Here is a 19,346-nt window from a genome sequence, read left to right as displayed (position 1 = left end):
TTCTTTGCGCTAACCTCTTTTTAGGGATTCCCAAATTATCCTGCAAAGGGAGGTGCGAGATGCCAGAACATATCCGTTTCATTCTACGCCATGCGGCTATTGGTGCCGTGATTGCCTTTGCCTTTGTTGCGATGCTGTTGGGGTTCAACCTTGCCAATCTGCGTCATTTGGTTCTGAACAGCGCCGATGGGGTTCTTGCCGTTGTAATGCTCTATATCTTTTGCACCATCACCTTCGGTTCGGCGCAAATCGGGTATCGCATTATGACCCTATCCGATGATGACAAAGGCGATCAGGGTCGCCGTGATCGGGCCTTTACCTCCGAGATGCAGCCAATTCCCGTTCGTATCCGTGAGGATAAGCGCGGCTGATTTTACGGCTGAGGTGACGGAACCGCATCCACCGTAGAGGCGTAATTCCCGAGAGCCTGCATATACAGGTGGGTGCCAGGTAACGCGACCAGGGCCGTGACAGAGCCAGCTCCCTCGGAAATGATTAAGGCCACCGGAATGTTGCCACAGGTACGAATGGCGCAGAACCGTCACCGCTTCACTTAGGTCTTTCCGTTGCTTTCGACAAGTGGGGCGGGATCAACCCAAGCCTTGCTTTTGTTCCGTGTTTGTTCCAATCATATGGCTATGACTGCCTCTGATCCGCACCCGTCCGATTTAATGACCGCAGGCCAACGTCTTGCACGGGGGGTGTGTCGACATTTCGCGCGGCTTGGTTTCACCACATTGGAGGAGTTTTGCCCCAAACGGGGCAAGCGCGTTGATGTCATCGCACTTGGGCCCAAAGGTGAAATTTGGATTATCGAGTGCAAATCAGGCGTGGCTGATTTTCGCAGTGACGGCAAATGGGATGGCTACCTCGAATGGTGTGACCGCTATTTCTGGGCGGTTGATGCCGATTTCCCAACCGGAATTCTGCCCGAGGATACTGGGCTGATCTTTGCGGACTATTACGATGCCGAAGTGATCCGCATGGGGTCAGAGGTGAAACTGGCCCCCGCGCGGCGCAAAAAGATCACGCATGATTTGGCGCAGACTGCCGCGCGGCGCTTGGCGCGGATGCGCGACCCGATGGGGCGTTATTGATTATTTGCGCGATTTGCGTGCGGCTTCGGCGGCGAGGTGCAATTCTTCGGCGATCTCATCTGCCTCGTCAGGATCGAAATCAAGCGGAAGGTCGACACCTTCGGCCTCGACATAGATGCGCACCATCCCAAGGCTTGTTGGCCCGATCTGTAGATTCGCGGCGATATCGCTGTCGCTATTGATACTCATCTCTTCCTCTCCAGATGGCAAAAGGCACGGATGCATTGCCCCTTGCGGCAAAGGCCCTAATCCTTTGCGCCATGAATGACAATATCCGCGTCATCCACCCCTTGCAATCGCGGCGCGAGGGGGCTATTTCCGCCGACAGTGCCGCCTTAGCTCAGTTGGTTAGAGCGCTGGATTGTGGATCCAGAGGTCCCCCGTTCAAGCCGGGGAGGCGGTACCATATCTCTCTCCCAGTCTGTCGTTACTGCGCGTTTGTGATTTCCAGCCGTCCGATTTCGGCCATGGTGGTCGCGTCAAACACAATGATCTGCGCGCCTTGATCGACCACCGCAATCCACCCATCGCCAAAGGTCACGGCCGTTGCTGTGATCCCTTCGGGCAAGGTAAGGTCGGTTGGAAGGGCGATTTCATTTTGCGCGGGCTTGGGGAAACGGGTGACAAAAACCGAAACCACCGTTATCAGGCCCAAGATCATCACAAGGGTCAAAACCCAAACCATACGCTGCAGCCAGACCAAATGGGATGGCAGCGCGGCAGATTGGGGATCGTCACCTGAGGAAGGCGTGTTCATGGCGGAACTCCGCATCATTAGTTTCCAGATTGGGCCAGAGCCTGCACCTCGTCTTGATAAGGCACTTGGCCGCGATGTGCCAGAAGAAGCCGCGCTCAGCCGATCCCGCCTTGCTCGGTTGATTGTGGCGGGGGATGTCGCGATCAATGGCGCAATAATCACAGACGCCCGCGCGCGTGTTGTTGAGGGCGATCAGGTCACCATTCGCGTGGCCGAGGCATCAGAGGTGGAAACCCGTCCTCAGGATATCCCGCTTGATATTTGCTACGAGGATGACGATCTGATTGTGGTGAATAAGCCCGCAGGTTTGGTTGTCCACCCCGCACCAGGCAGTCCTGACCATACGCTTGTGAATGCGCTGCTGCATCATTTTGGCGGCAATTTATCTGGGGTGGGCGGCGAAAAGCGGCCAGGCATCGTGCATCGCATCGATAAGGACACATCGGGCCTTCTGGTCATTGCGAAATCAGATCGTGCGCATCATGGGCTGGCCGACCAATTCGCCGCCCATAGTGCCGAGCGTCATTACATCGCGCTATGCCATGGCAGCCCTGACCCCGCTGATCCTCGCCTGCGCGGTGTGCGTGGCACAAGTTTTGAGGATGGTAATATCCTAAAAATCACCACCCAATTGGCGCGCCATAAAACTGACCGTCAACGTCAAGCGGTTCTGTTCCAAGGGGGGCGTCACGCCGTGACGCGGGTCAAACCCTTGCAAAGCTATCACGATGCCTTGGCCTTGATTGAATGCAGGCTAGAGACGGGTCGCACGCATCAAATTCGCGTGCATCTTTCCCATGCAGGTCACGCGCTTGTGGGGGACCCCGTCTATGGCGGGCGGCGTAGGGTTTCGGAGAAGCTGTTTGGGCCCGAGCTTGCGGGTGCCGTGAACCAATTTCCGCGTCAGGCGCTGCACGCTGCCTCGCTTGGCTTTGCACACCCTGCCAGTAGCGAATGGATGCGCTTTGAGGCGGGTTTGCCCGAGGATATGGCAACCCTCGTCACCCGCCTTGAGGCAACCTTAGCTTAGCGCGCCAAGGCCAAACCATTTGCGCGGGGGTCGGTCGCGGCCTCAACCAGGCCGTCCACATGGGTGACAACAGCGCCCGCATGACCAACCAAATCGCTGTAATCGGGTAAGATTTCTGTCTCATGCCCCATATCGGAGAGGGCCGTGATCCAGTCAGGGTCAAACCGCGCCTCGAGTTTCAGAGAGGTCGTTGCATCGCCCCATGTTCGCCCCAACAGCCATCGCGGCGCGGTAACCGCCTGCTGCAACTCCTGACCCAGATAGGCATAGCGCGCAAAAATCGCCGCTTGGGTTTGTGGCTGCCCTTCGCCGCCCATCGTGCCATAGGCCATGACCCGCCCGTTTTCGAACACGGCCATTGCGGGGTTGAGGGTATGGAATGGCACTTTGCGCGGCGCGATTTGGTTCGGGCCATCGCCCATGCCAAAGCCTGCACCACGGTTTTGGAAAAACACGCCCGTGTCGGGGCAGGTCAGGCCTGATCCAAATTCCCAGTAGACGCTTTGGATGAAGCTCACAGATGTGCCTTCAGCATCGCTGGCCCCCATCCAGATTGTATCACCGTTCTTAGGCTCATAGGGCCATGGCAATGCGCGCTTGTGGTCAATTTGCCCTGCCAGATCGTCTAGCACCTGATCTTGTAAGAACGTCTCGGGCGGTTGCCGCATGGCGCTGAGGTCACCCAATTCACGATTGCGCAGAATAAAGGCCTGCTTCGTGGCTTCGATCAGGGCGTGAATAGGCGCGACCCCTTCTTTGGCCCATGTTTGGATGCGATCATAAATCCCCAAAATCATCAGTGATGACATCCCTTGGGTGGGTGGGATCATGTTGTAAAGCATGGCTTTTGATGTCTTGACCGACAGCGGTGTCACAGCACGGGCGCTATATGCGGTGAAATCTTCAAGACGCAAAGGGCTGCCTTGAGCCTCAAGAAAGGCCGCGTGGGTTTTGGCCAAATCGCCGTGATAATAATCTGCAATGCCCTTTTGCGCGATCTGGCGCAGCGTTGCCGCCAAAGCAGGTTGTGTAAACCGCGCACCTGCAACAGGGATTGCGCCGCCAAACAGATAGGTATCCGCAAATCCAGGCACATCTTTCAGCCCGTCAATCTTATCTGCGATGCACTGGGATTGGTTGTTGCTGACAGGAAAGCCTGCTTCTGCGTGATAGATCGCATGCTCAAGAAGGCGCGACAGGGGCAGGGGGGTGGCGCTTGGAGCGGCTTCGAGCGCGGCGCGCCACCCATCCACTGATCCTGGAACAGTCAACGCGGCCTTAGCGCCGCGGGTGGGGATTGCATCGGTGAAACCTGCCGCCTCATACCACGCTTGGCTTGCCAACGCAGCAGAGTGGCCCCCAGCAAAAATCGCCTGCACGGGGGCATCCTTGCGTTTGATCAGCCAAAACCCATCGCCGCCGATCCCGTTCATATGCGGATAGGTCACGGCGATTGTTGCGGCCATGGCCACCATCGCTTCAACGGCGCTGCCGCCCTCGGCGAGAATATCCTGACCTGCCTGTGCGGCCAAATGATGGGGGGCTGTCACGGCGCCCCGAAATCCTTGTGTGGTGTTAAGCATGGTTTGTCCCTCGTCACGCGTTGAGCCTTAGCTTATGTCGCGGCTGCCTCGTGACAAGGGGTGGGGCGCATTGCGATCATATCCGCGTGAGCTTTGCTATAAAAAATGGCAGTATGCCTTGTTTGCTGCTCGTTGCGGGGGTAGGCCTAGGGTCTTTCTGCACGCTTCCCCTTGAATGGGGGATAAAAATTCCCATCTGAGGTGAAGTTAATCATCGTTACATTCACGGTTTCGTAAAAAAATCGTGCAAATTAAGACGAACATCAGGGATCACATGCTTATGAGCAGCTATGCAAATCTTCCAGCACCTTCCCCCGAACAGGGGTTGAACCGCTATTTGCAGGAAATTCGCAAATTCCCTCTGCTTGAGCCCGAACAAGAATACATGTTGGCCAAGCGTTGGGCGGAAGATCAAGATACCGAAGCCGCCCATCAATTGGTCACATCGCATCTGCGTTTGGCGGCTAAAATTGCGATGGGGTATCGTGGGTATGGCTTGCCGCAGGCCGAGGTGATCTCTGAGGCCAATGTCGGCCTGATGCAGGCCGTCAAACGCTTTGATCCCGAAAAAGGGTTTCGTCTCGCCACCTACGCGATGTGGTGGATCCGCGCTGCGATCCAAGAATACATCCTGCGCTCTTGGAGCCTTGTAAAACTTGGGACGACATCGGCACAGAAAAAGCTGTTCTTCAATTTGCGCAAGGCGAAGGCGCGGATCGGCGTGTTGGAGGAGGGCGATTTGCGCCCCGAGAATGTCGCCAAAATCGCCACAGATTTGGGTGTGACTGAGGATGAAGTGATCTCAATGAACCGCCGCCTGTCGGGCGGGGATGCCTCGCTAAATGCGGTGATTGGCAGCGATGGCGAGGGTGCCACGCAATGGCAAGACTGGCTTGAAGACGAGGATGCTAACCAAGCCGAAGATTACGCCGAGCGGGATGAGTATCAAAGCCGTATGGCCTTGATGGAGCAGGCCATGGAAGTTTTGAATGAGCGCGAGCGTGAGATTCTCGCGCAGCGCCGCTTACAAGATGTGCCTGTCACCCTTGAGGAACTGTCTGGAAAATACAATGTCAGCCGCGAACGTGTGCGCCAGATTGAGGTGCGTGCCTTTGAAAAGCTGCAAAAGAAAATGCGTGAACTGGCCGTAGAGGGCGGGATCATTCCCGCCTAACCTGCGTTCAGGCGGGTTCTGCGTTCAAAGCTGTGATGAGGGGGGTAAAGGCCTCTTCAAGTCGCTGTTGAAGATGCCAGTAAAACGCCTTTTCGGCCCGCGCTCTGCCGCTGCCTATTTGCACCAAACTGCCGGTTTCAAGGGGGCCTTTTAGCATGTCATGCGGGGCCGCGACCCATCCAAGCCCCGATTGTGCGCCAATCACGCAATCCCCGAGCGAGGGCATGATCCGCGCAGGGCCAAACGCATCATGCTTATTGCCAAAATGCGCCTTGGCCCAAATATCGGGCAGAGAGGATTTTGGCGCGGTGACCAGACGGGGGGCCTTTAGGATGGCTGCCTCTGGATAATTGCACACCATTGCAGGGCTTGCGCAGGCGACAATTTCCATCGGGGGCAACCTGTAGCTTGCCACATCCGAAATCGACAAAGGGCGGCTTGTGATCCCTGCATTCACCTCGCCGCGCCGTAATGAATCCAACACATCGTCAGAATTGCGCTGCACGATTTCAAAATTTTGCATTTGCGCGCGTCCCAAAGCCCGCGGGAGCAGGCCATTAATCGCCTCGCTTGGGGCGGCGATGCGGAAATGCGCGCTGATATTGGGCGCAAGCAGGCCCAAATCTTTGATCAGCTGAGCTTCCATAAGGGTAACATCGTCAATGTGGCGCAGCATCCTTTGGCCCGCTTCGGTTGGGCGGCCGGGCGGGTGCGTTGCACCAAATTGCACCTAAGCCGTTCCTCCAATGCTTTGACGCGCTGTGACACAGCCGATTGCGTGACGCCCAAGATTTGTGCGACCGCGTCAAAAGACCCAGTCCGCAAGACAGCAGCAAAATCGGCAAGCGCAGCATAATCCAACATGGCAAACCTGCATTATTTATAATTATTAGGAATAATTATAAATAATGCGAAGGGAAATCAAGACTTTCATCGCGTCACGCCCACGGGATTTTGCGGCTTGTGGTTTTTTGAGATTGGCGCATCATTCGCCCTATGACGACCACCCCACGCCTCAAAAACGAAACATCCACGCGCCCCGTGATTGGGATGGCGTGTATGCTGTTGACGGGCCTCTGTTTCGTTCTAGTGACGGCCTTGGTCAAACATGTTGGCAGTGATGTCCCGCCCGCACAATCCGCCTTTTTGCGCTATATTTTAGGGTTGGGTTTCTTGATCCCGATGATCCGCCCCATTTTGCGCGCGCGCCTGACGCGGGGGGATCTGGCGCTGTTTTCTTTGCGGGGCGTGTTGCACAGTTTGGGCGTGATTTGTTGGTTCTATGCGATGACGCAAATCCCCATCGCTGAAGTGACGGCGATGAACTATCTGAACCCTGTTTATGTCACTGTTATGGCTGTCCTCTTCTTGGGCGAACGTATGGCGCTGCGCCGCGCGCTTGCGGTGCTTTTGGCCTTTGTTGGGGCTCTTGTGATCTTGCGCCCAGGCTTTCGCGAATTATCGATGGGGCATTTCGCGATGATTTTCACAGCCCTGTTTTTCGCAGGCGGCTATTTGGTCGCCAAGATCATGGCAGATCGGGTGGATGCGGCAGTGGTGGTTGGGATGCTGTCGGTCACAGTGACCATCGGTCTTGCCCCCTTTGCTTTTGCAGTTTGGATCACACCCACGTGGGAACAGATTTTCTGGCTGTTCCTTGTGGCCTGTTTCGCCACGGCAGGACATTACACTATGACTTTGGCCTTTGCGGCTGCACCTTTAACTGTGACGCAGCCTGTGACCTTCCTTCAACTGGTATGGGCGACCACGATGGGGGCGGTCGTGTTTGGCGAGGCGGTTGACCCCTATGTGATTTTCGGTGGGGCGATTATCATAGGCTCGATTTCCTTTATCACATGGCGCGAAGCGGTTTTAAATCGCCGTCAAATCACGCCAGCGGTGCCGCAAACAAAGTAGGTGAATTTTGGATTGCCTGTTTCTTGGGCATCGCGCTTGTTTTTTGCACAAGCGCGCACCAGCCCGCCACGCTGCAATGCAGAAAGGGCGGCCATTTCATTGTTCCTTTACGTTGATCTGCTTCAGTCAAACCAAAGGAGTTGCGGTGAATGTCTGACTGGTTGCAGGGCTATGATGCGGTGATTTTTGGCGGGCTTGGCACATTGGCCGATTGTGCAGAGCTTGACCTTGCCGCGTGGAACGCGGCCTTTCGTATCCATGGGTTAGATTGGTTCTGGTCATGGGAAATATATGCATCCCTGACCCATGAGGTGGGGCATCGTCATTTGGCGGCGGCCTATGCGGCGTTGCATGGCGAAGATCATCGTGCCGATGCACTTGATGCGACCCATCAGAAAATCTTTGCAGCGAAATTGGCTCAGAACATTCACTTGCGTTCGGGTGTGCGCGATGTGCTGCGCGCTGCGGCCCATGGGGGGCGGGGTCTTGGCTTTGTCTCGCGCTCGGATTTGATGCCTGTGCGTGCGCTTTTGGGGGCAACGGCCCGTGCCCGTGAAGGAATTTCCTTTGACGCTGTGATGCTGCGTGGCGATGTCACCCGCCATGCCCCCCATCCTGAGGCCATGCAAAGCTGCATCAGGGCGCTAGAGGTGCCAGCAAACAAGGTTTTGGCAATCGTTGATCGCGGTGCCGCGGCCTATGCCGCGCAAGATGCGGGGTGCCATGTGGTGGGCTTTCCTAGCCGTTTGGCAGAAGAGGGCGAATTTCCTGCTGATCTGCCCTTGCTGCATATTTTGGATATTACAAAATTGGTCAGGCCCGCCCCCGATAGGCAAGGTCAACACGCCGCTGAATAAGGTGCAAAAAAGGCTGGCCACATGGCCAGCCTTTTTTCATTCTCATGCGGGCAGATCAGATCACAGTTGATCCATGATCTCGTCAGGAATTTCAAAATTCGCTGTGACGGTTTGCACATCGTCATCATCTTCAAGCGCATCAATCAGCTTCATCAGCTTCTGTGCCCCGTCAAGATCAAGCGGTGTTGTCGTCTGGGGGCGCCAGACCAATTTGGTGCTTTCCGATTCCCCCAATTGATCCTCAAGGGCGGTCGAAACATCCGACAGGTCGGTGTCGGCGCACCAGATGATATGGCCATCTTCGCTGCTTTCGACATCCTCGGCCCCGGCCTCAATCGCGGCCATCATGACGCTATCTGAATCCCCTGCTGAGGCGGGATAGCTGACCTGACCTTTGCGGTCGAACATAAAGGAAACCGACCCTGTTTCGCCCAAATTCCCGCCATTCTTGCTAAAGGTCGAACGCACATTTGACGCGGTGCGATTGCGGTTGTCTGTCATGGCTTCTACGATGACCGCAACCCCGTTGGGGCCATAGCCTTCGTAGCGGATTTCTTCGTAATTCTCCGCATCGCCGCCTTGCGATTTCTTGATCGCGCGCTCAATCACGTCTTTCGGCACCGAGCTTGACTTCGCTTCTTTCACGGCAAGGCGCAAACGTGGGTTTTTATCAGGATCGGGGTCGCCCATCTTCGCGGCAACGGTGATTTCCTTTGCCAGCTTAGAAAACAGCTTAGAGCGCAGCTTGTCCTGCCGCCCTTTGCGATGCTGAATATTCGCCCATTTTGAATGGCCTGCCATGGCATGCGTCCTTGTGTTTGAAACTCGCGCGGGGTTTTAGCCCTGCGGCCCAGATTGCGCAAGCGCGGCTTTCGGAATGATCAGCGAATGGGGGCCACGGGGCGGGGTGATACAAATTCGTAGGTCTGGCCCCGCGGATCGGTGATGCTCACGCTTGCCACCGGGGGAAGCTCGGCTTCGGGTGCCACGGATTTGACCACCAATTCGACCACGCGGCGCAAGATATTGCTGCGCGGGTCAATCTCAACCACATAGCCAAAGCCATCAGGGCAGCCCTCAAGCGCCCCTTGCCTCAGCGTCACATCCGCTTCGGGCGCGGTTGCGGTGCAGGTCGTGCCATCACTCATTCGCACCTCTAGGTCACCACGCGACAGGCGGATGTCCGTAGGGTTTGGGTTCGCTTGGGAAAGCGCGCAAGCACAAAGCGCAAAAACCAAAGGCACAAGTGCAAAACTGCGTGTCATGAAGAACCATCCTTTTCACAGTGGCCAAAGCAGAGGAATGGTCAAACAGACCACGACACCTAAGGATACATTCAAAGGGATACCCACTTTGAGATAGTCGGTAAAGCGATAGCCCCCAGGCCCGTAAACAAGCATATTGGTCTGGTATCCAATCGGTGTCGCAAAACAGGCAGAGGCTGCAATCATCACCGCCACGACCAAGGGGCGCGGATCCACCCCCATCGTCTGCCCAAGCGCGATGGCAATCGGGGCCATAATCACGGCGATTGCGTTGTTGGACACCAGTTCCGTCAGAAGTGTTGTGATGAAATAGATTGTCCAAATCAGAACCACGGGCGGCACATTTTCAAGCCAAGGGGCAAGACTGCCAACCAACAGCTCGATGGCGCCCGTGTGTTCAAGTGCTGCGCCAACAGCCAGCATGGCAAAAATCAAAGCCAAAAGCCGTCCTTCGACAAACGAGAATGCTTCCTCGGCGTCAATGCAGCGTGCAATCAGAACCACGGCCATGGCTAAGACGGCCAAGGGCAAAATAGGGGCCAAATTCAGTGCGGCCAAAACCACGATGCCTGCCATAGCCAACAGCGCGATTGGCGCTTTCTCGCGGCGATAGGGGCGTTCGGACGGGGTTGAGACATCGACCATATCCATGTCAGCCGCAAGGCGTTGGATGTCGGCGGGATCGCCCTCCAACAACAGTGTGTCGCCCACTTGCACAACCAAGTCATCTAATTGCCGACCGATATTTTGGTTCCGCCGATGCGCCGCCAATGGGTAAACGCCATAGCGCCGCCGCAGGCGCATAGACCCGAGAGATCGACCCACCATGCGGCAACCAGGTGTAATCAGAACCTCAACAGTGGTGGTTTCCACCGAAGACAGCTTATCAATCGTGCGCAGGTCTTTTGAGCTTTGCATCCCCAAAAGTTCGGCTATCTCGGTGCGCAAAACCACGCGATCCCCCAACTGTAGCGTGACCCCGTCCATGTTGCGCCGCAACGAGGCATCCCCGCGCAAAACGTCAATCAAGCGCACCCCGTCTCGGGTAAACAGCTCGACCTCGGTGACATTTTGACCGATCAGCGCACTGTCTTCTGGAATGGCCACTTCGGTAAAGAATTTCATTTTGGCCCGATTGCCACCCAAAAGCGTGGCCATAGAGGCGCGATTAGGCAGCAGATGCCGGCCGATCAAGGCAAGGTAAATCATCCCCCATGCGACCACGACAAGGCCAAGCGGCGTTACCTCAAAAATCGTAAAAGGCTCTAGTCCCTGACTGCGCGCCACCCCATCGACCAAAAGATTGGTTGATGTGCCGATCAATGTCAGCGTGCCCCCCATGATTGCGGCATAGGAAAGCGGGATCAAAAGTTTAGACGCAGATTGTTTGAGGATTTTCGCGACCTGCACGAAAATCGGGATCATGATGACCACAATGGGCGTGTTGTTGATAAAGGCCGAGGCCAAAGCCGCAAAACCAAGCAACAGCGTCACCGCCAATTTTGGATGCGTTTTGGCCGTGCTTTCCGCCAAACGCGTCACCCGATCAAGCGATCCTGTGCGCACCAAAGCCCCCATGACGATGAACATGGCCGCAATTGTCCATGGTGCGGGGTTCGACAAAACTGCCAAACCATCACTATAGGGCAAAAGACCTGTGATTAGGAGCAGCCCAACGGCCCCAATTGCCACCACCTCGGTCGGGTAGGTCTCGCGCAGGAATAGGATGAACATCCCAACCAAAATGATCAGGGTTGTAATCGCCTCACCCGTTGGTGTCAGTCCCAAGTCTAGCATTGGCACCCTCGCTTGTGCAGGCCAAGGTCAGCCCGCCCACAGCCCCATCTTCCCCATCTGATCAGGAGAGCGCAAGCACCCTATTCACGCAGTTGCCTGAGACAGCTTGCCGCCGACCCGCACTGCGCGCGCGACAGTGGCGCGGCCTGTGCGGTCATCGGTTTCAATGTAGACCCCAGATAAAGTCGCCTCACCGAGGGCGGGGCTGAAACGCTCTTTTGGGATATGGGTCAAGAAACGGCGCAGCGGTTCGGCCTTATCCATCCCGATCACGCTGTCATAATCGCCGCACATCCCCGCATCTGTTTGATAGGCGGTGCCATTTGACAAGATCATCGTGTCTGCCGTTGGCACATGGGTGTGGGTGCCCACAACAAGGCTCGCGCGGCCATTGCAGTAATGGCCCATGGCCATCTTCTCTGATGTCGCTTCAGCGTGGAAATCCACAATGACCGCTTGCACCATGCCGCCCAAGGGATGCGACTTTAGGATTGGATCAAGGGCTGAGAAAGGATCATCATAGGGGTGTTTCATGAACACCTGACCCAAGGCCTGCGCAACCAATACTTTGCGCCCACCCGGTGCTGTGAAAATACGCGCGCCCTGTCCGGGTGCCGCTTTCGAGATATTTAGGGGCCGTATCACGCGCGGCTCATTTTCGATATAGCCAAACATATCCTTTTGATCAAACGCATGATCGCCCAAAGTTATGCAATCAGCCCCAGCCGCCAGAATATCTTTCGCATGCCCACCTGACAGGCCCATACCCGAAGTAGCGTTCTCGCCATTCACAACAACAAAATCAAGTTTCCAGTCTTCGCGCAGACGCGGCAGATGGGTGGTGATGGCGGCGCGCCCCGCGCGGCCCATCACATCTCCTAAGAAAAGGCATTTCATGGGGAAACCCCTAGTCCCCTTTGGTGTTTTGCGCAAGCGCAGCATGGTGAAGGCCGCTTTCGGTGACGACCACATCCAAAGGTTGATCTGTTGGCTCAACGGGCAAGCCGCCAAATCGTTGGGCACTATAGGCAAAGCCAATCGCGCGCAAATTAGGCTTTGCTGCGCGCAGACCTTCTAGGCTGCGGTCGTAAAACCCGCCCCCATACCCAAGACGCTGGCCATGATCGTCAAACCCAACCAAAGGCACAATGACGATATCAGGGATCAGGCTTGCCCCTTCGGGCGGGATTTCTGCGCAAAATTCCCCCGTGATCAACGGGCCATCATAAGCCCATTCTCGAAACAGCAGCGCCGTATCCTTGGCCACGATTACGGGAAGGCAAAGGCGATTTTTCTGCCCCAAACGTGCCATTGCAGGGCGGGGGTCTATTTCCGTGCGAATGGGGATATACGCGGCGATGATTGCGCCCTCTACTGGCCCGATTTCAGCCAAAAGTCGCGCGGTCGCGGCTTCAGGCGCAGGCCCTAATTCGGTATGGGCCAATTTACGCGCGGCGAAGGCAGATTTGCGCAAGAGCGCCTTGTCATCCGGGGTTGTCATTTTTGCCTCTTGCCTTTGCGCCCAAATCTTCATTCAACACGATCATAAGGTCGTGCAAAGACGCAAGGATGTTTGCGCGCGACCATAACCCTGCATAAAGGCGACTTGAAGATGATGATGGTATTAGATCACGTGGCAATCGCCGCAGAAGACTTGGCTAGCGCCGAGGCAGAATTGACTGCGGCCCATGGCCTGACCTTTCAAGGCGGCGGTCAGCATATGGATATGGGCACTCATAACCGCCTGATTGGGCTTGGGCCTTCTGAATATTTGGAACTGATCACCCCCTGCCCAGACATTCCCGCACCTTCGCAACCGCGTTGGTTTGATTTGGATCGGTTCTCTGGCGCGCCGCGGGCGCGGTCTTGGGTCTGCGCGGTTACAGATTTGGACGCTGCTTTGACGCAAATTCCCTTTCCTGTGGGCAAGGTCTGGAATTTGGGCCGTGGTGATCTGCGGTGGCGCATGACGATCCCTGAAGATGGGATTTTGCCGTTTGATGGCCTTTTCCCTGCGCTGATCGAATGGCAATCGGGCGGCCACCCTGCAACGCGCTTGAATGAGGTTGGGGTGCGGCTTGAGGCGCTCGCGCTGGAAACGCCACAGGCAGAGGCGCTTCGGGCCGCGCTTGCGCCTCTTTTCGCGGATACTCGCCTGTCTATCGCCAAGGCAGACGCGGCTAAGATTTCCGTATCGCTTGCGACTGAAACTGGCACGGTGGTTCTTTAAAATGTGGTTCTCTCAACAATCGACACCTTCAAAATGACCCCGGAAATTTGTCCCGCCCGTGCCGCACATATTCCTTCGATCCTTGAGATCTGGAACCATGTGATCCGTGACACGGCCTATACGTTCACAAGCACGCTCAAGGCGATTGAAGATGTGGAGCATATCCTCACCGATCAATGCGCGCTTGTTATGGTTGAAGGCGCGCGGGTCATTGGGTTCGCGCGCTTTGGCCCGTTTCGCGGGGGGGATGGTTATAGGTTCATCGCAGAACACACGATCTTGATGGCCCCATCAGCGCGCGCACGCGGGCTTGGCCCCCGCCTCCTATTGGCGCTTGAGGACGAGGGGCGAAAGGCAGGCATCGCGCGTTTTGTGGCAGGTATTGGTGGCGAAAATGACATCGCGCAGAAATTTCATAAATCGATGGGATATACCGAAACGGGGCGGATGCCGCGCATGGGGTGGAAATTTGAACGCTGGCACGATCTGGTCTTGATGCAGAAAGATCTTTGAGTGGCGGCAAAAGCCCAAAAAACTCTGACAAGCCCTGCCAAACAAGCTATGGCTAGGCCCATGTCGATCTGGGCCAAAATATCGGATGCCATATCCGCCCTCGCCCGTGGTGAAAGCCTCTCGGTTCTGTTCGAGCGCCTGCGCCGTCCGCCCGAGCGCAGTGTGGCCTTTACCATCGCAGTCATCGCGCTTGGGGCAAAAATGGCCAAGGCGGATGGTCAAGTCACCCGTGATGAGGTCGCAGCCTTTCGGCAAGTGTTCCATATTCCTGCGGCGGATACCGCTGCTGCCGCGCGTGTTTTCAACCTAGCGCGAGAGGATGTAGCGGGATTTCAGGATTACGCGCGCCGCATCGCACGGATGTTTGAGCCCGCCGCACCAATTTTAGAGGATCTGCTTTCAGGTCTGTTTCATATCGCCCAAGCCGATGGTCATTATCACCCCGCTGAAGATGAATTTTTGGCGCGGGTGTCCGAGATTTTTGGAATTTCGCCTGCGCGGTTTTCGGCGCTGCGCGCAACATTCATCCCTGATGCGCCGCAAGATCCCTTTGCCATTTTGGGCATATCCCCTGAGGCCAGCGCAGAGGACATTCGCAGCCGCTATCGCACGCTTGTGCGGGAAAACCACCCAGACCAGATGCAGGCCCGTGGCGTGCCGCCCGAAGCGGTTAATCTTGCTGCTCATAAAATGGCGGCGATCAACCGCGCCTATGACGAGATTGTAAAATCCCAGACCCGGCAGGGGGGATAGATGCGCCTCGCCAGCTACAATGTCGAATGGTTTGATGCGCTGTTTGCGGATGATGGCAGCTTGCTTGAAGATGGCACATGGTCATCGCGCTACAAGATCACCCGCGCGGATCAAGTGCGGGCCTTGGGGCGGGTGTTCATCGAGCTAAATGCCGATGCGGTGATGATCATCGAAGCCCCAGACACCAAGAAATCCCGCGACACAGTGTGTACCCTTGAAAATTTTGCAGCCCGATTTGAGCTGCGCTGCCGTAAGGCTATCAAAGGGTTTGATAACGACACACAACAGCAAATTGCGCTTTTGTATGATCCTGATCAGATGGATGTGCGCCATGATCCCGTGGCAAGCGAGGCCGCGCCGCGGTTTGACGGAAAATTCCGAATTGATCTCGATATTGATGCGCGCGCCGATGTGATCGGCTTTTCCAAGCCGCCGCTTGAGGTCGCGGTGACAACCGCCAAAGGCGCAATGCGCATGATCGGTGTTCATGTGAAATCCAAAGCCCCGCATGGGGCCCGTAGCCCCGAGGAAGTGATGCGCCTCGCCATTGTCAATCGGCGCAAACAACTGGCCCAAGCGATTTGGTTGCGTGCCCGTGTTGATGACCATTTGGCCGCAGGTGATCCGTTGATTGTGATGGGCGATTTCAATGACGGGCCAGGTTTGGATGAATATGAAAAACTGTTTGGGCGCTCCTCGCTTGAGATTGTTTTGGGCTGCGATCTGCCGCGGACGCAACAATTGTTTGATCCGCATGCCGCGCGCGCGCTGCAAAGCCTGACTGCGGCAACACAAACCAGCGCGCGGTTTTATATCCCAGAGGAAAAGCGCTATCTGTCTGCGCTGCTAGATTACATCATGGTTAGCCCAGATTTACGCGCAAAACGGGGGCAGTGGCGCATCTGGCATCCGTTCGAGAATGCCGCCTGCTATGCGGATATTGATCTGCGCACGGCGCTATTGGTGGCATCCGATCACTTCCCCGTTGTTGTTGATCTTGACCTTTAACTGGGTGCCCTGAGAGGAAATCTGCGCCTTAGGGGTTGAGGGCGCGGGGTTTGCACCGCATATCTTGGGAAAGATATTTCGCAGTTTATCAAAGGCAGTGCCATGACCCATCATACTGATCCCCGCCGATTCGATGCCCAGTCCGAGACAGGTGGCGGGGCATGGGCGGACTTGCCCGAATGGGATTTGAGCGACCTTTACCCATCAGTTGATGCGCCCGAACTCAAGCGCGACATGGAATTTCTGACCAAAGAATGCGCGGCATTTGCCGCGGATTACGAGGGCAAATTGGCCAATCTCGATGCCAAGGCCATGCTGGACTGCGTGCTGCGCTATGAAAAGATCGACATGGTGGCAGGGCGCATCATGTCCTTTGCAGGTTTGCGTTATTACCAAAAAACCACCGATGCAGGCCGCGCGAAATTCATGTCCGATTGTCAGGACAAGATCACCAACGCGACCACCGCGCTGGTATTCTTTAGCCTTGAGTTTAACCGTTTAGACGAAGCCCATCTTGAGGCGTTGTCGGCTGCGAATGCCGAACTGGCGCGGTATCGCCCCGTCTTTGATCGGATGCGCGCGATGAAGCCCTATCAGCTGTCTGACGAGATGGAGAAATTTCTGCATGACCAATCGGTCGTGGGGGCGGCTGCGTGGAACCGTCTTTTTGACGAAACGATCGCAGGCATGAGCTTTGAGGTGGATGGCGAAGTGATGGGGATTGAGGCCACGCTCAATTGCCTATCTGAGCAGAACCGCGCCAAGCGCGAGGCGGGTGCGCGCGCGTTGGTAAAGGGGTTTGCTGCGCAATTGCCCCTCTTTGCGCGGGTGCATAACACTTTGGCCAAAGAAAAAGAGATCGAGGATCGGTGGCGCAAATTGCCTTCCGCGCAGGCGGCACGGCATTTGGCCAACCATGTCGAGCCCGAGGTGGTCGAGGCGCTGCGCAACGCGGTCGTGGCGGCCTATCCGCGCCTTTCACACCGCTATTACGCGCTTAAGGCCAAGTGGCTGGGCCTTGAGACCTTGGAGGTCTGGGATCGCAACGCGCCCCTGCCGATGGAGGATGAGCGCATCGTGCCATGGATCGAGGCGCGCCGTATTGTGACCGAGGCTTATTCGGCCTTTGATCCGCGCATGGCCGAATTGGCTGAGCCGTTTTTCACCGATGGTTGGATTGACGCGGCGGTGAAAGAGGGCAAAGCGCCCGGTGCCTTTGCGCATCCCACTGTGGCAGATGCCCACCCTTATGTGATGCTCAACTATCTGGGGAAACCGCGCGATGTGATGACCTTGGCGCATGAATTGGGCCACGGGGTGCATCAGCGCCTTGCGGCAGGGCAGGGCGAATTGTTGTCCTCCACGCCTTTGACCTTGGCGGAGACGGCAAGCGTGTTTGGCGAGATGCTGACCTTCCGCAGAATGTTATCCGAAGCTAAAGATCAAGCTGCGCGCAAGGTTATGTTGGCGGGCAAGGTTGAGGATATGATCAACACAGTCGTACGGCAAATTGCGTTTTATGATTTTGAATGCAAACTCCATGCGGCACGGCGCGAGGGGGAGTTGACCCCTGACGATATCAACGCGCTTTGGATGAGCGTCCAAGCCGAAAGCCTTGGGCCTGTGTTTAACTTCATGGAAGGCTATGAAACCTTCTGGGCCTATATCCCGCATTTCGTGCATTCGCCCTTCTACGTATATGCCTACGCCTTTGGCGATGGGTTGGTGAATGCACTTTATGCGGCCTATGAGGAGGGCCAAGACGGGTTCGAGGAGAAATATTTCGATATGCTAAAGGCAGGCGGATCAAAGCATCACAAAGAACTGCTTGCGCCCTTTGAGCTTGATGCCTCTGACCCTGCGTTTTGGGATAAGGGCCTGTCGATGATTGAAAGCATGATTGATGAGCTAGAGGCGATGGAATAACCCCGCGCCACCACAGCCAAAGAAAAAGGGGCCACGCGGATGCGTGGCCCCTTTTTTCTTACCCCGCCTTGGCGCGGATTGCGTCAATGGTTTCTTGGGTTTCAACCGCATCTTCCAGTCGCCATTTGAGTGCGGCACCATCCAAAATGGCCGCATTCAGATTTTCCACCTGCAACACATATTGATTGACCTTGGGGAAGCGGATTTCGCGGCGCTCCATCCCTGTTTCAATCACGAGGCGGGCTTGGTCGAACACGCCCGCATTATAGGGGGTTGGGACGCGCAAAACCCCATCGCTGCCGTGGAAGGTGACCTCTTGGAACGGGTGCATCCGCATCGAGGTGAGCCATTGCGCATCAAACCCGTCAAAGCCTGCACGCGCCTCTGCGGTAACTTCACAATCGCCCTCATATTCGATTTTCGCGTCATAAATCTCGCGTAAGGTTCCACCTGTTGCAAAACGGGTCGAGCCGATGGTGTAAACCCCGATATCGGGCAATGATCCGCCACCCATGGCTGCCTTATTGCGGATGTTCTGGGTATCGGCCGCATTGTTATAGGTAAAGGCTGCACGCACGCGCTGCACCTGCCCCAATTGGCCCGATGCAATAATCTCTCGGGCCATTTGCCATTGCGGGTGATGCACGATCATAAAGGCCTCGCTTGCAACCAGACCTGATTTATCTCGGGCTTCGATCAAAGGTTGGATTTCGGGCGCGGTCATTGCGGTTGGTTTCTCAACCAAAACATGCTTGCCCGCTTGGAGCGCTTTGATCCCCCATTCAACATGCATCGTATGGGGCAGCGGAATATAGACCGCATCAATCATCGGATCCGCCAAGAGCGCGTCATAGCTGTGATGCACGTTCAGGTCAGGGGCGATCCGAGTGAAGGGCGCGGCCTTGCCGACATCGCGCGTGGCAATTCCCGCCAGACGCCCACGCCCCGCCAGATGCAGCGCGGGTGCCATCTCGTTTAGTGCAAAATTGGATGCCCCCAAAATGCCCCAATTGACGTAATGTTTCATTCTGTCCCTCCCTTATATGCCGAAACCCTAGCGCCAAGCTGTGACGCATGCAAAGCGCAATCATTTGATTTAGCGCAAAGACCGCTGCCTGTTTGGAGATTTAGATGGGGCGTGACTGTAATGGCAAAAGGACGCGAACCGCTGTCGAACACCCCGCATGAACTGGCCGAAGATTTCCCGCAGGATGCTGAGAAAATCCATGAGCTGAAAACCCAAAACGCGCATTTTGCAAAACTGGCGGCTGATTATCACGCGGTGAACCGCGCCGTGCATCGTGCCGAGACAGGTGTTGAGCCATTGGAAGAATTGGCTGAAATGGCGCTGCGCAAGGAGCGGATGCGTCTCAAAGACGAAATCGCCGCCATGTTGGCGGTGGCGTAATCGCAGACTGAAACTTTGGGGGCGGGCCTGA

At 56.1% G+C, this 19,346-nt stretch carries 23 protein-coding genes, 1 tRNA gene and 1 other RNA gene; 13 read left to right on the top strand and 12 right to left on the bottom strand.

The genetic code is table 11. From position 1 onward, the window contains the following. The first annotated feature begins 59 nt into the window (after window positions 1–59). The gene (locus tag AAC636_RS10250) at window positions 60–371 is read left to right on the top strand and encodes a hypothetical protein (RefSeq protein WP_340301433.1); all 312 of its coding nucleotides are present in this window, start codon (window positions 60–62) and stop codon (window positions 369–371) included. 15 nt (window positions 372–386) lie between these two features. On the opposite strand, the gene ssrS is transcribed toward AAC636_RS10250, so the two are convergent. Continuing rightward, window positions 387–542: non-coding RNA, 6S RNA (gene ssrS, locus AAC636_RS10245), on the bottom strand. 96 nt (window positions 543–638) lie between these two features. Here ssrS and AAC636_RS10240 point away from each other — a divergent pair. After that, on the top strand, window positions 639–1,097 hold the full coding sequence (locus tag AAC636_RS10240; protein WP_445322572.1) for an MmcB family DNA repair protein: 459 nt from the start codon (window positions 639–641) through the stop codon (window positions 1,095–1,097). Here AAC636_RS10240 and AAC636_RS10235 read toward each other — a convergent pair whose 3' ends face one another. After that, a complete protein-coding gene (locus tag AAC636_RS10235) occupies window positions 1,098–1,286 on the bottom strand; it encodes a DUF6324 family protein (RefSeq protein ID WP_340301432.1) in 189 nt (62 codons plus the stop codon). A gap of 140 nt (window positions 1,287–1,426) precedes the next feature. Between AAC636_RS10235 and AAC636_RS10230 the strand changes: the two genes are divergently transcribed. Continuing rightward, window positions 1,427–1,503, top strand: a tRNA-His gene (locus AAC636_RS10230). 21 nt (window positions 1,504–1,524) lie between these two features. On the opposite strand, the gene AAC636_RS10225 is transcribed toward AAC636_RS10230, so the two are convergent. Then, window positions 1,525–1,854 carry a DUF6476 family protein gene (locus tag AAC636_RS10225; protein WP_340301431.1) on the bottom strand — a complete coding sequence of 110 codons (330 nt, stop codon included), beginning with the start codon at window positions 1,852–1,854 and terminating at the stop codon, window positions 1,525–1,527. Here AAC636_RS10225 and AAC636_RS10220 point away from each other — a divergent pair. Continuing rightward, window positions 1,853–2,884, top strand: coding sequence for an RluA family pseudouridine synthase (locus AAC636_RS10220; RefSeq protein ID WP_340301430.1), 1,032 nt, complete (start codon window positions 1,853–1,855; stop codon window positions 2,882–2,884). The genes AAC636_RS10225 and AAC636_RS10220 overlap by 2 nt on opposite strands. Here the strand turns inward: AAC636_RS10220 and AAC636_RS10215 are convergent. After that, entirely contained in the window at window positions 2,881–4,467 is a 1,587-nt protein-coding gene (locus tag AAC636_RS10215; protein WP_340301429.1) for a gamma-glutamyltransferase family protein, read from the bottom strand. The genes AAC636_RS10220 and AAC636_RS10215 overlap by 4 nt on opposite strands. A 280-nt stretch (window positions 4,468–4,747) precedes the next feature. On the opposite strand from AAC636_RS10215, the gene rpoH reads away from it, so the two are divergent. Further along, a complete protein-coding gene (gene rpoH, locus AAC636_RS10210; RefSeq protein ID WP_340244363.1) occupies window positions 4,748–5,641 on the top strand; it encodes an RNA polymerase sigma factor RpoH in 894 nt (297 codons plus the stop codon). A 7-nt stretch (window positions 5,642–5,648) separates the two neighbouring features. On the opposite strand, the gene AAC636_RS10205 is transcribed toward rpoH, so the two are convergent. Together AAC636_RS10205 and AAC636_RS12505 are read right to left on the bottom strand one after the other, a co-directional pair. Beyond that, window positions 5,649–6,371 (bottom strand): LysR substrate-binding domain-containing protein, encoded by a 723-nt coding sequence (locus AAC636_RS10205; RefSeq protein WP_340301428.1) that lies wholly within the window; start codon window positions 6,369–6,371, stop codon window positions 5,649–5,651. Continuing rightward, window positions 6,272–6,505 carry a LysR family transcriptional regulator gene (locus AAC636_RS12505; RefSeq protein ID WP_445322562.1) on the bottom strand — a complete coding sequence of 78 codons (234 nt, stop codon included), beginning with the start codon at window positions 6,503–6,505 and terminating at the stop codon, window positions 6,272–6,274. Before AAC636_RS12505 ends, AAC636_RS10205 begins: the two co-directional genes overlap by 100 nt. Window positions 6,506–6,637: 132 nt before the next feature. Here AAC636_RS12505 and AAC636_RS10200 point away from each other — a divergent pair, with 132 nt between their 5' ends. Both AAC636_RS10200 and AAC636_RS10195 read left to right on the top strand, forming a co-directional pair. Next, window positions 6,638–7,558 (top strand): DMT family transporter, encoded by a 921-nt coding sequence (locus AAC636_RS10200; protein WP_340301427.1) that lies wholly within the window; start codon window positions 6,638–6,640, stop codon window positions 7,556–7,558. A 149-nt stretch (window positions 7,559–7,707) separates the two neighbouring features. After that, window positions 7,708–8,415, top strand: a complete 708-nt coding sequence (locus AAC636_RS10195; protein ID WP_340301426.1) for an HAD hydrolase-like protein — start codon at window positions 7,708–7,710, stop codon at window positions 8,413–8,415. A 60-nt stretch (window positions 8,416–8,475) separates the two neighbouring features. On the opposite strand, the gene AAC636_RS10190 is transcribed toward AAC636_RS10195, so the two are convergent. The 5 genes from AAC636_RS10190 to AAC636_RS10170 all read right to left on the bottom strand — a co-directional run bounded on the left by AAC636_RS10190 (window position 8,476) and on the right by AAC636_RS10170 (window position 12,978). Then, window positions 8,476–9,216, bottom strand: coding sequence for a YebC/PmpR family DNA-binding transcriptional regulator (locus AAC636_RS10190; RefSeq protein WP_340301425.1), 741 nt, complete (start codon window positions 9,214–9,216; stop codon window positions 8,476–8,478). A gap of 80 nt (window positions 9,217–9,296) precedes the next feature. Continuing rightward, complete coding sequence (locus AAC636_RS10185; RefSeq protein WP_340301424.1) at window positions 9,297–9,680, bottom strand: hypothetical protein; 384 nt, start codon at window positions 9,678–9,680, stop codon at window positions 9,297–9,299. Window positions 9,681–9,695: 15 nt separating this feature from the next. After that, window positions 9,696–11,477 (bottom strand): SLC13 family permease, encoded by a 1,782-nt coding sequence (locus AAC636_RS10180; RefSeq protein WP_340301423.1) that lies wholly within the window; start codon window positions 11,475–11,477, stop codon window positions 9,696–9,698. 84 nt (window positions 11,478–11,561) lie between these two features. Further along, complete coding sequence (locus AAC636_RS10175) at window positions 11,562–12,374, bottom strand: TIGR00282 family metallophosphoesterase (protein ID WP_340301422.1); 813 nt, start codon at window positions 12,372–12,374, stop codon at window positions 11,562–11,564. Between the two features lie 10 nt (window positions 12,375–12,384). Continuing rightward, the gene (locus AAC636_RS10170; RefSeq protein ID WP_340254487.1) at window positions 12,385–12,978 is read right to left on the bottom strand and encodes a 5-formyltetrahydrofolate cyclo-ligase; all 594 of its coding nucleotides are present in this window, start codon (window positions 12,976–12,978) and stop codon (window positions 12,385–12,387) included. 111 nt (window positions 12,979–13,089) lie between these two features. Between AAC636_RS10170 and AAC636_RS10165 the strand changes: the two genes are divergently transcribed. From AAC636_RS10165 to AAC636_RS10145, 5 genes are all read left to right on the top strand, one after another. Beyond that, on the top strand, window positions 13,090–13,707 hold the full coding sequence (locus AAC636_RS10165; RefSeq protein ID WP_340301421.1) for a VOC family protein: 618 nt from the start codon (window positions 13,090–13,092) through the stop codon (window positions 13,705–13,707). A gap of 33 nt (window positions 13,708–13,740) precedes the next feature. Continuing rightward, window positions 13,741–14,220, top strand: coding sequence for a GNAT family N-acetyltransferase (locus AAC636_RS10160; RefSeq protein ID WP_340301420.1), 480 nt, complete (start codon window positions 13,741–13,743; stop codon window positions 14,218–14,220). Between the two features lie 60 nt (window positions 14,221–14,280). Next, window positions 14,281–14,973, top strand: coding sequence for a molecular chaperone DjiA (locus AAC636_RS10155; protein ID WP_340301419.1), 693 nt, complete (start codon window positions 14,281–14,283; stop codon window positions 14,971–14,973). Continuing rightward, window positions 14,974–15,981 (top strand): endonuclease/exonuclease/phosphatase family protein, encoded by a 1,008-nt coding sequence (locus AAC636_RS10150; RefSeq protein WP_340301418.1) that lies wholly within the window; start codon window positions 14,974–14,976, stop codon window positions 15,979–15,981. It begins immediately after the preceding gene. A gap of 102 nt (window positions 15,982–16,083) precedes the next feature. Then, window positions 16,084–17,907 carry a M3 family oligoendopeptidase gene (locus AAC636_RS10145; RefSeq protein WP_340301417.1) on the top strand — a complete coding sequence of 608 codons (1,824 nt, stop codon included), beginning with the start codon at window positions 16,084–16,086 and terminating at the stop codon, window positions 17,905–17,907. Window positions 17,908–17,965: 58 nt separating this feature from the next. Here AAC636_RS10145 and AAC636_RS10140 read toward each other — a convergent pair whose 3' ends face one another. Then, window positions 17,966–18,934 (bottom strand): Gfo/Idh/MocA family protein, encoded by a 969-nt coding sequence (locus tag AAC636_RS10140; protein WP_340301416.1) that lies wholly within the window; start codon window positions 18,932–18,934, stop codon window positions 17,966–17,968. Window positions 18,935–19,075: 141 nt separating this feature from the next. Between AAC636_RS10140 and AAC636_RS10135 the strand changes: the two genes are divergently transcribed. Continuing rightward, the gene (locus tag AAC636_RS10135; RefSeq protein ID WP_340256430.1) at window positions 19,076–19,315 is read left to right on the top strand and encodes a YdcH family protein; all 240 of its coding nucleotides are present in this window, start codon (window positions 19,076–19,078) and stop codon (window positions 19,313–19,315) included. Window positions 19,316–19,346: the final 31 nt, after the last annotated feature.

The sequence above is a fragment of the Roseobacter sp. HKCCD5988 genome, from assembly GCF_037830355.1.
GTDB lineage: Bacteria > Pseudomonadota > Alphaproteobacteria > Rhodobacterales > Rhodobacteraceae > M30B80.
The sequence above is the reverse complement of the archived record's forward strand: the minus strand, read 5'-3'. Positions and strand labels throughout refer to the sequence as shown.

Excerpts from the sequence above, each read along its gene's own strand:
- AAC636_RS10250 (WP_340301433.1), top strand. The coding sequence starts at position 60 with ATGCCAGAACATATCCGTTTCATTCTACGCCATGCGGCTATTGGTGCC.
- AAC636_RS10240 (WP_445322572.1), top strand. The coding sequence starts at position 639 with ATGACTGCCTCTGATCCGCACCCGTCCGATTTAATGACCGCAGGCCAA.
- AAC636_RS10235 (WP_340301432.1), bottom strand. The coding sequence starts at position 1,286 with ATGAGTATCAATAGCGACAGCGATATCGCCGCGAATCTACAGATCGGG.
- AAC636_RS10220 (WP_340301430.1), top strand. The coding sequence starts at position 1,853 with ATGGCGGAACTCCGCATCATTAGTTTCCAGATTGGGCCAGAGCCTGCA.
- AAC636_RS10225 (WP_340301431.1), bottom strand. The coding sequence starts at position 1,854 with ATGAACACGCCTTCCTCAGGTGACGATCCCCAATCTGCCGCGCTGCCA.
- AAC636_RS10215 (WP_340301429.1), bottom strand. The coding sequence starts at position 4,467 with ATGCTTAACACCACACAAGGATTTCGGGGCGCCGTGACAGCCCCCCAT.
- rpoH (WP_340244363.1), top strand. The coding sequence starts at position 4,748 with ATGAGCAGCTATGCAAATCTTCCAGCACCTTCCCCCGAACAGGGGTTG.
- AAC636_RS12505 (WP_445322562.1), bottom strand. The coding sequence starts at position 6,505 with ATGTTGGATTATGCTGCGCTTGCCGATTTTGCTGCTGTCTTGCGGACT.
- AAC636_RS10200 (WP_340301427.1), top strand. The coding sequence starts at position 6,638 with ATGACGACCACCCCACGCCTCAAAAACGAAACATCCACGCGCCCCGTG.
- AAC636_RS10195 (WP_340301426.1), top strand. The coding sequence starts at position 7,708 with ATGTCTGACTGGTTGCAGGGCTATGATGCGGTGATTTTTGGCGGGCTT.
- AAC636_RS10190 (WP_340301425.1), bottom strand. The coding sequence starts at position 9,216 with ATGGCAGGCCATTCAAAATGGGCGAATATTCAGCATCGCAAAGGGCGG.
- AAC636_RS10185 (WP_340301424.1), bottom strand. The coding sequence starts at position 9,680 with ATGACACGCAGTTTTGCACTTGTGCCTTTGGTTTTTGCGCTTTGTGCT.
- AAC636_RS10180 (WP_340301423.1), bottom strand. The coding sequence starts at position 11,477 with ATGCTAGACTTGGGACTGACACCAACGGGTGAGGCGATTACAACCCTG.
- AAC636_RS10175 (WP_340301422.1), bottom strand. The coding sequence starts at position 12,374 with ATGAAATGCCTTTTCTTAGGAGATGTGATGGGCCGCGCGGGGCGCGCC.
- AAC636_RS10170 (WP_340254487.1), bottom strand. The coding sequence starts at position 12,978 with ATGACAACCCCGGATGACAAGGCGCTCTTGCGCAAATCTGCCTTCGCC.
- AAC636_RS10165 (WP_340301421.1), top strand. The coding sequence starts at position 13,090 with ATGATGATGGTATTAGATCACGTGGCAATCGCCGCAGAAGACTTGGCT.
- AAC636_RS10160 (WP_340301420.1), top strand. The coding sequence starts at position 13,741 with ATGACCCCGGAAATTTGTCCCGCCCGTGCCGCACATATTCCTTCGATC.
- AAC636_RS10155 (WP_340301419.1), top strand. The coding sequence starts at position 14,281 with ATGTCGATCTGGGCCAAAATATCGGATGCCATATCCGCCCTCGCCCGT.
- AAC636_RS10150 (WP_340301418.1), top strand. The coding sequence starts at position 14,974 with ATGCGCCTCGCCAGCTACAATGTCGAATGGTTTGATGCGCTGTTTGCG.
- AAC636_RS10145 (WP_340301417.1), top strand. The coding sequence starts at position 16,084 with ATGACCCATCATACTGATCCCCGCCGATTCGATGCCCAGTCCGAGACA.
- AAC636_RS10140 (WP_340301416.1), bottom strand. The coding sequence starts at position 18,934 with ATGAAACATTACGTCAATTGGGGCATTTTGGGGGCATCCAATTTTGCA.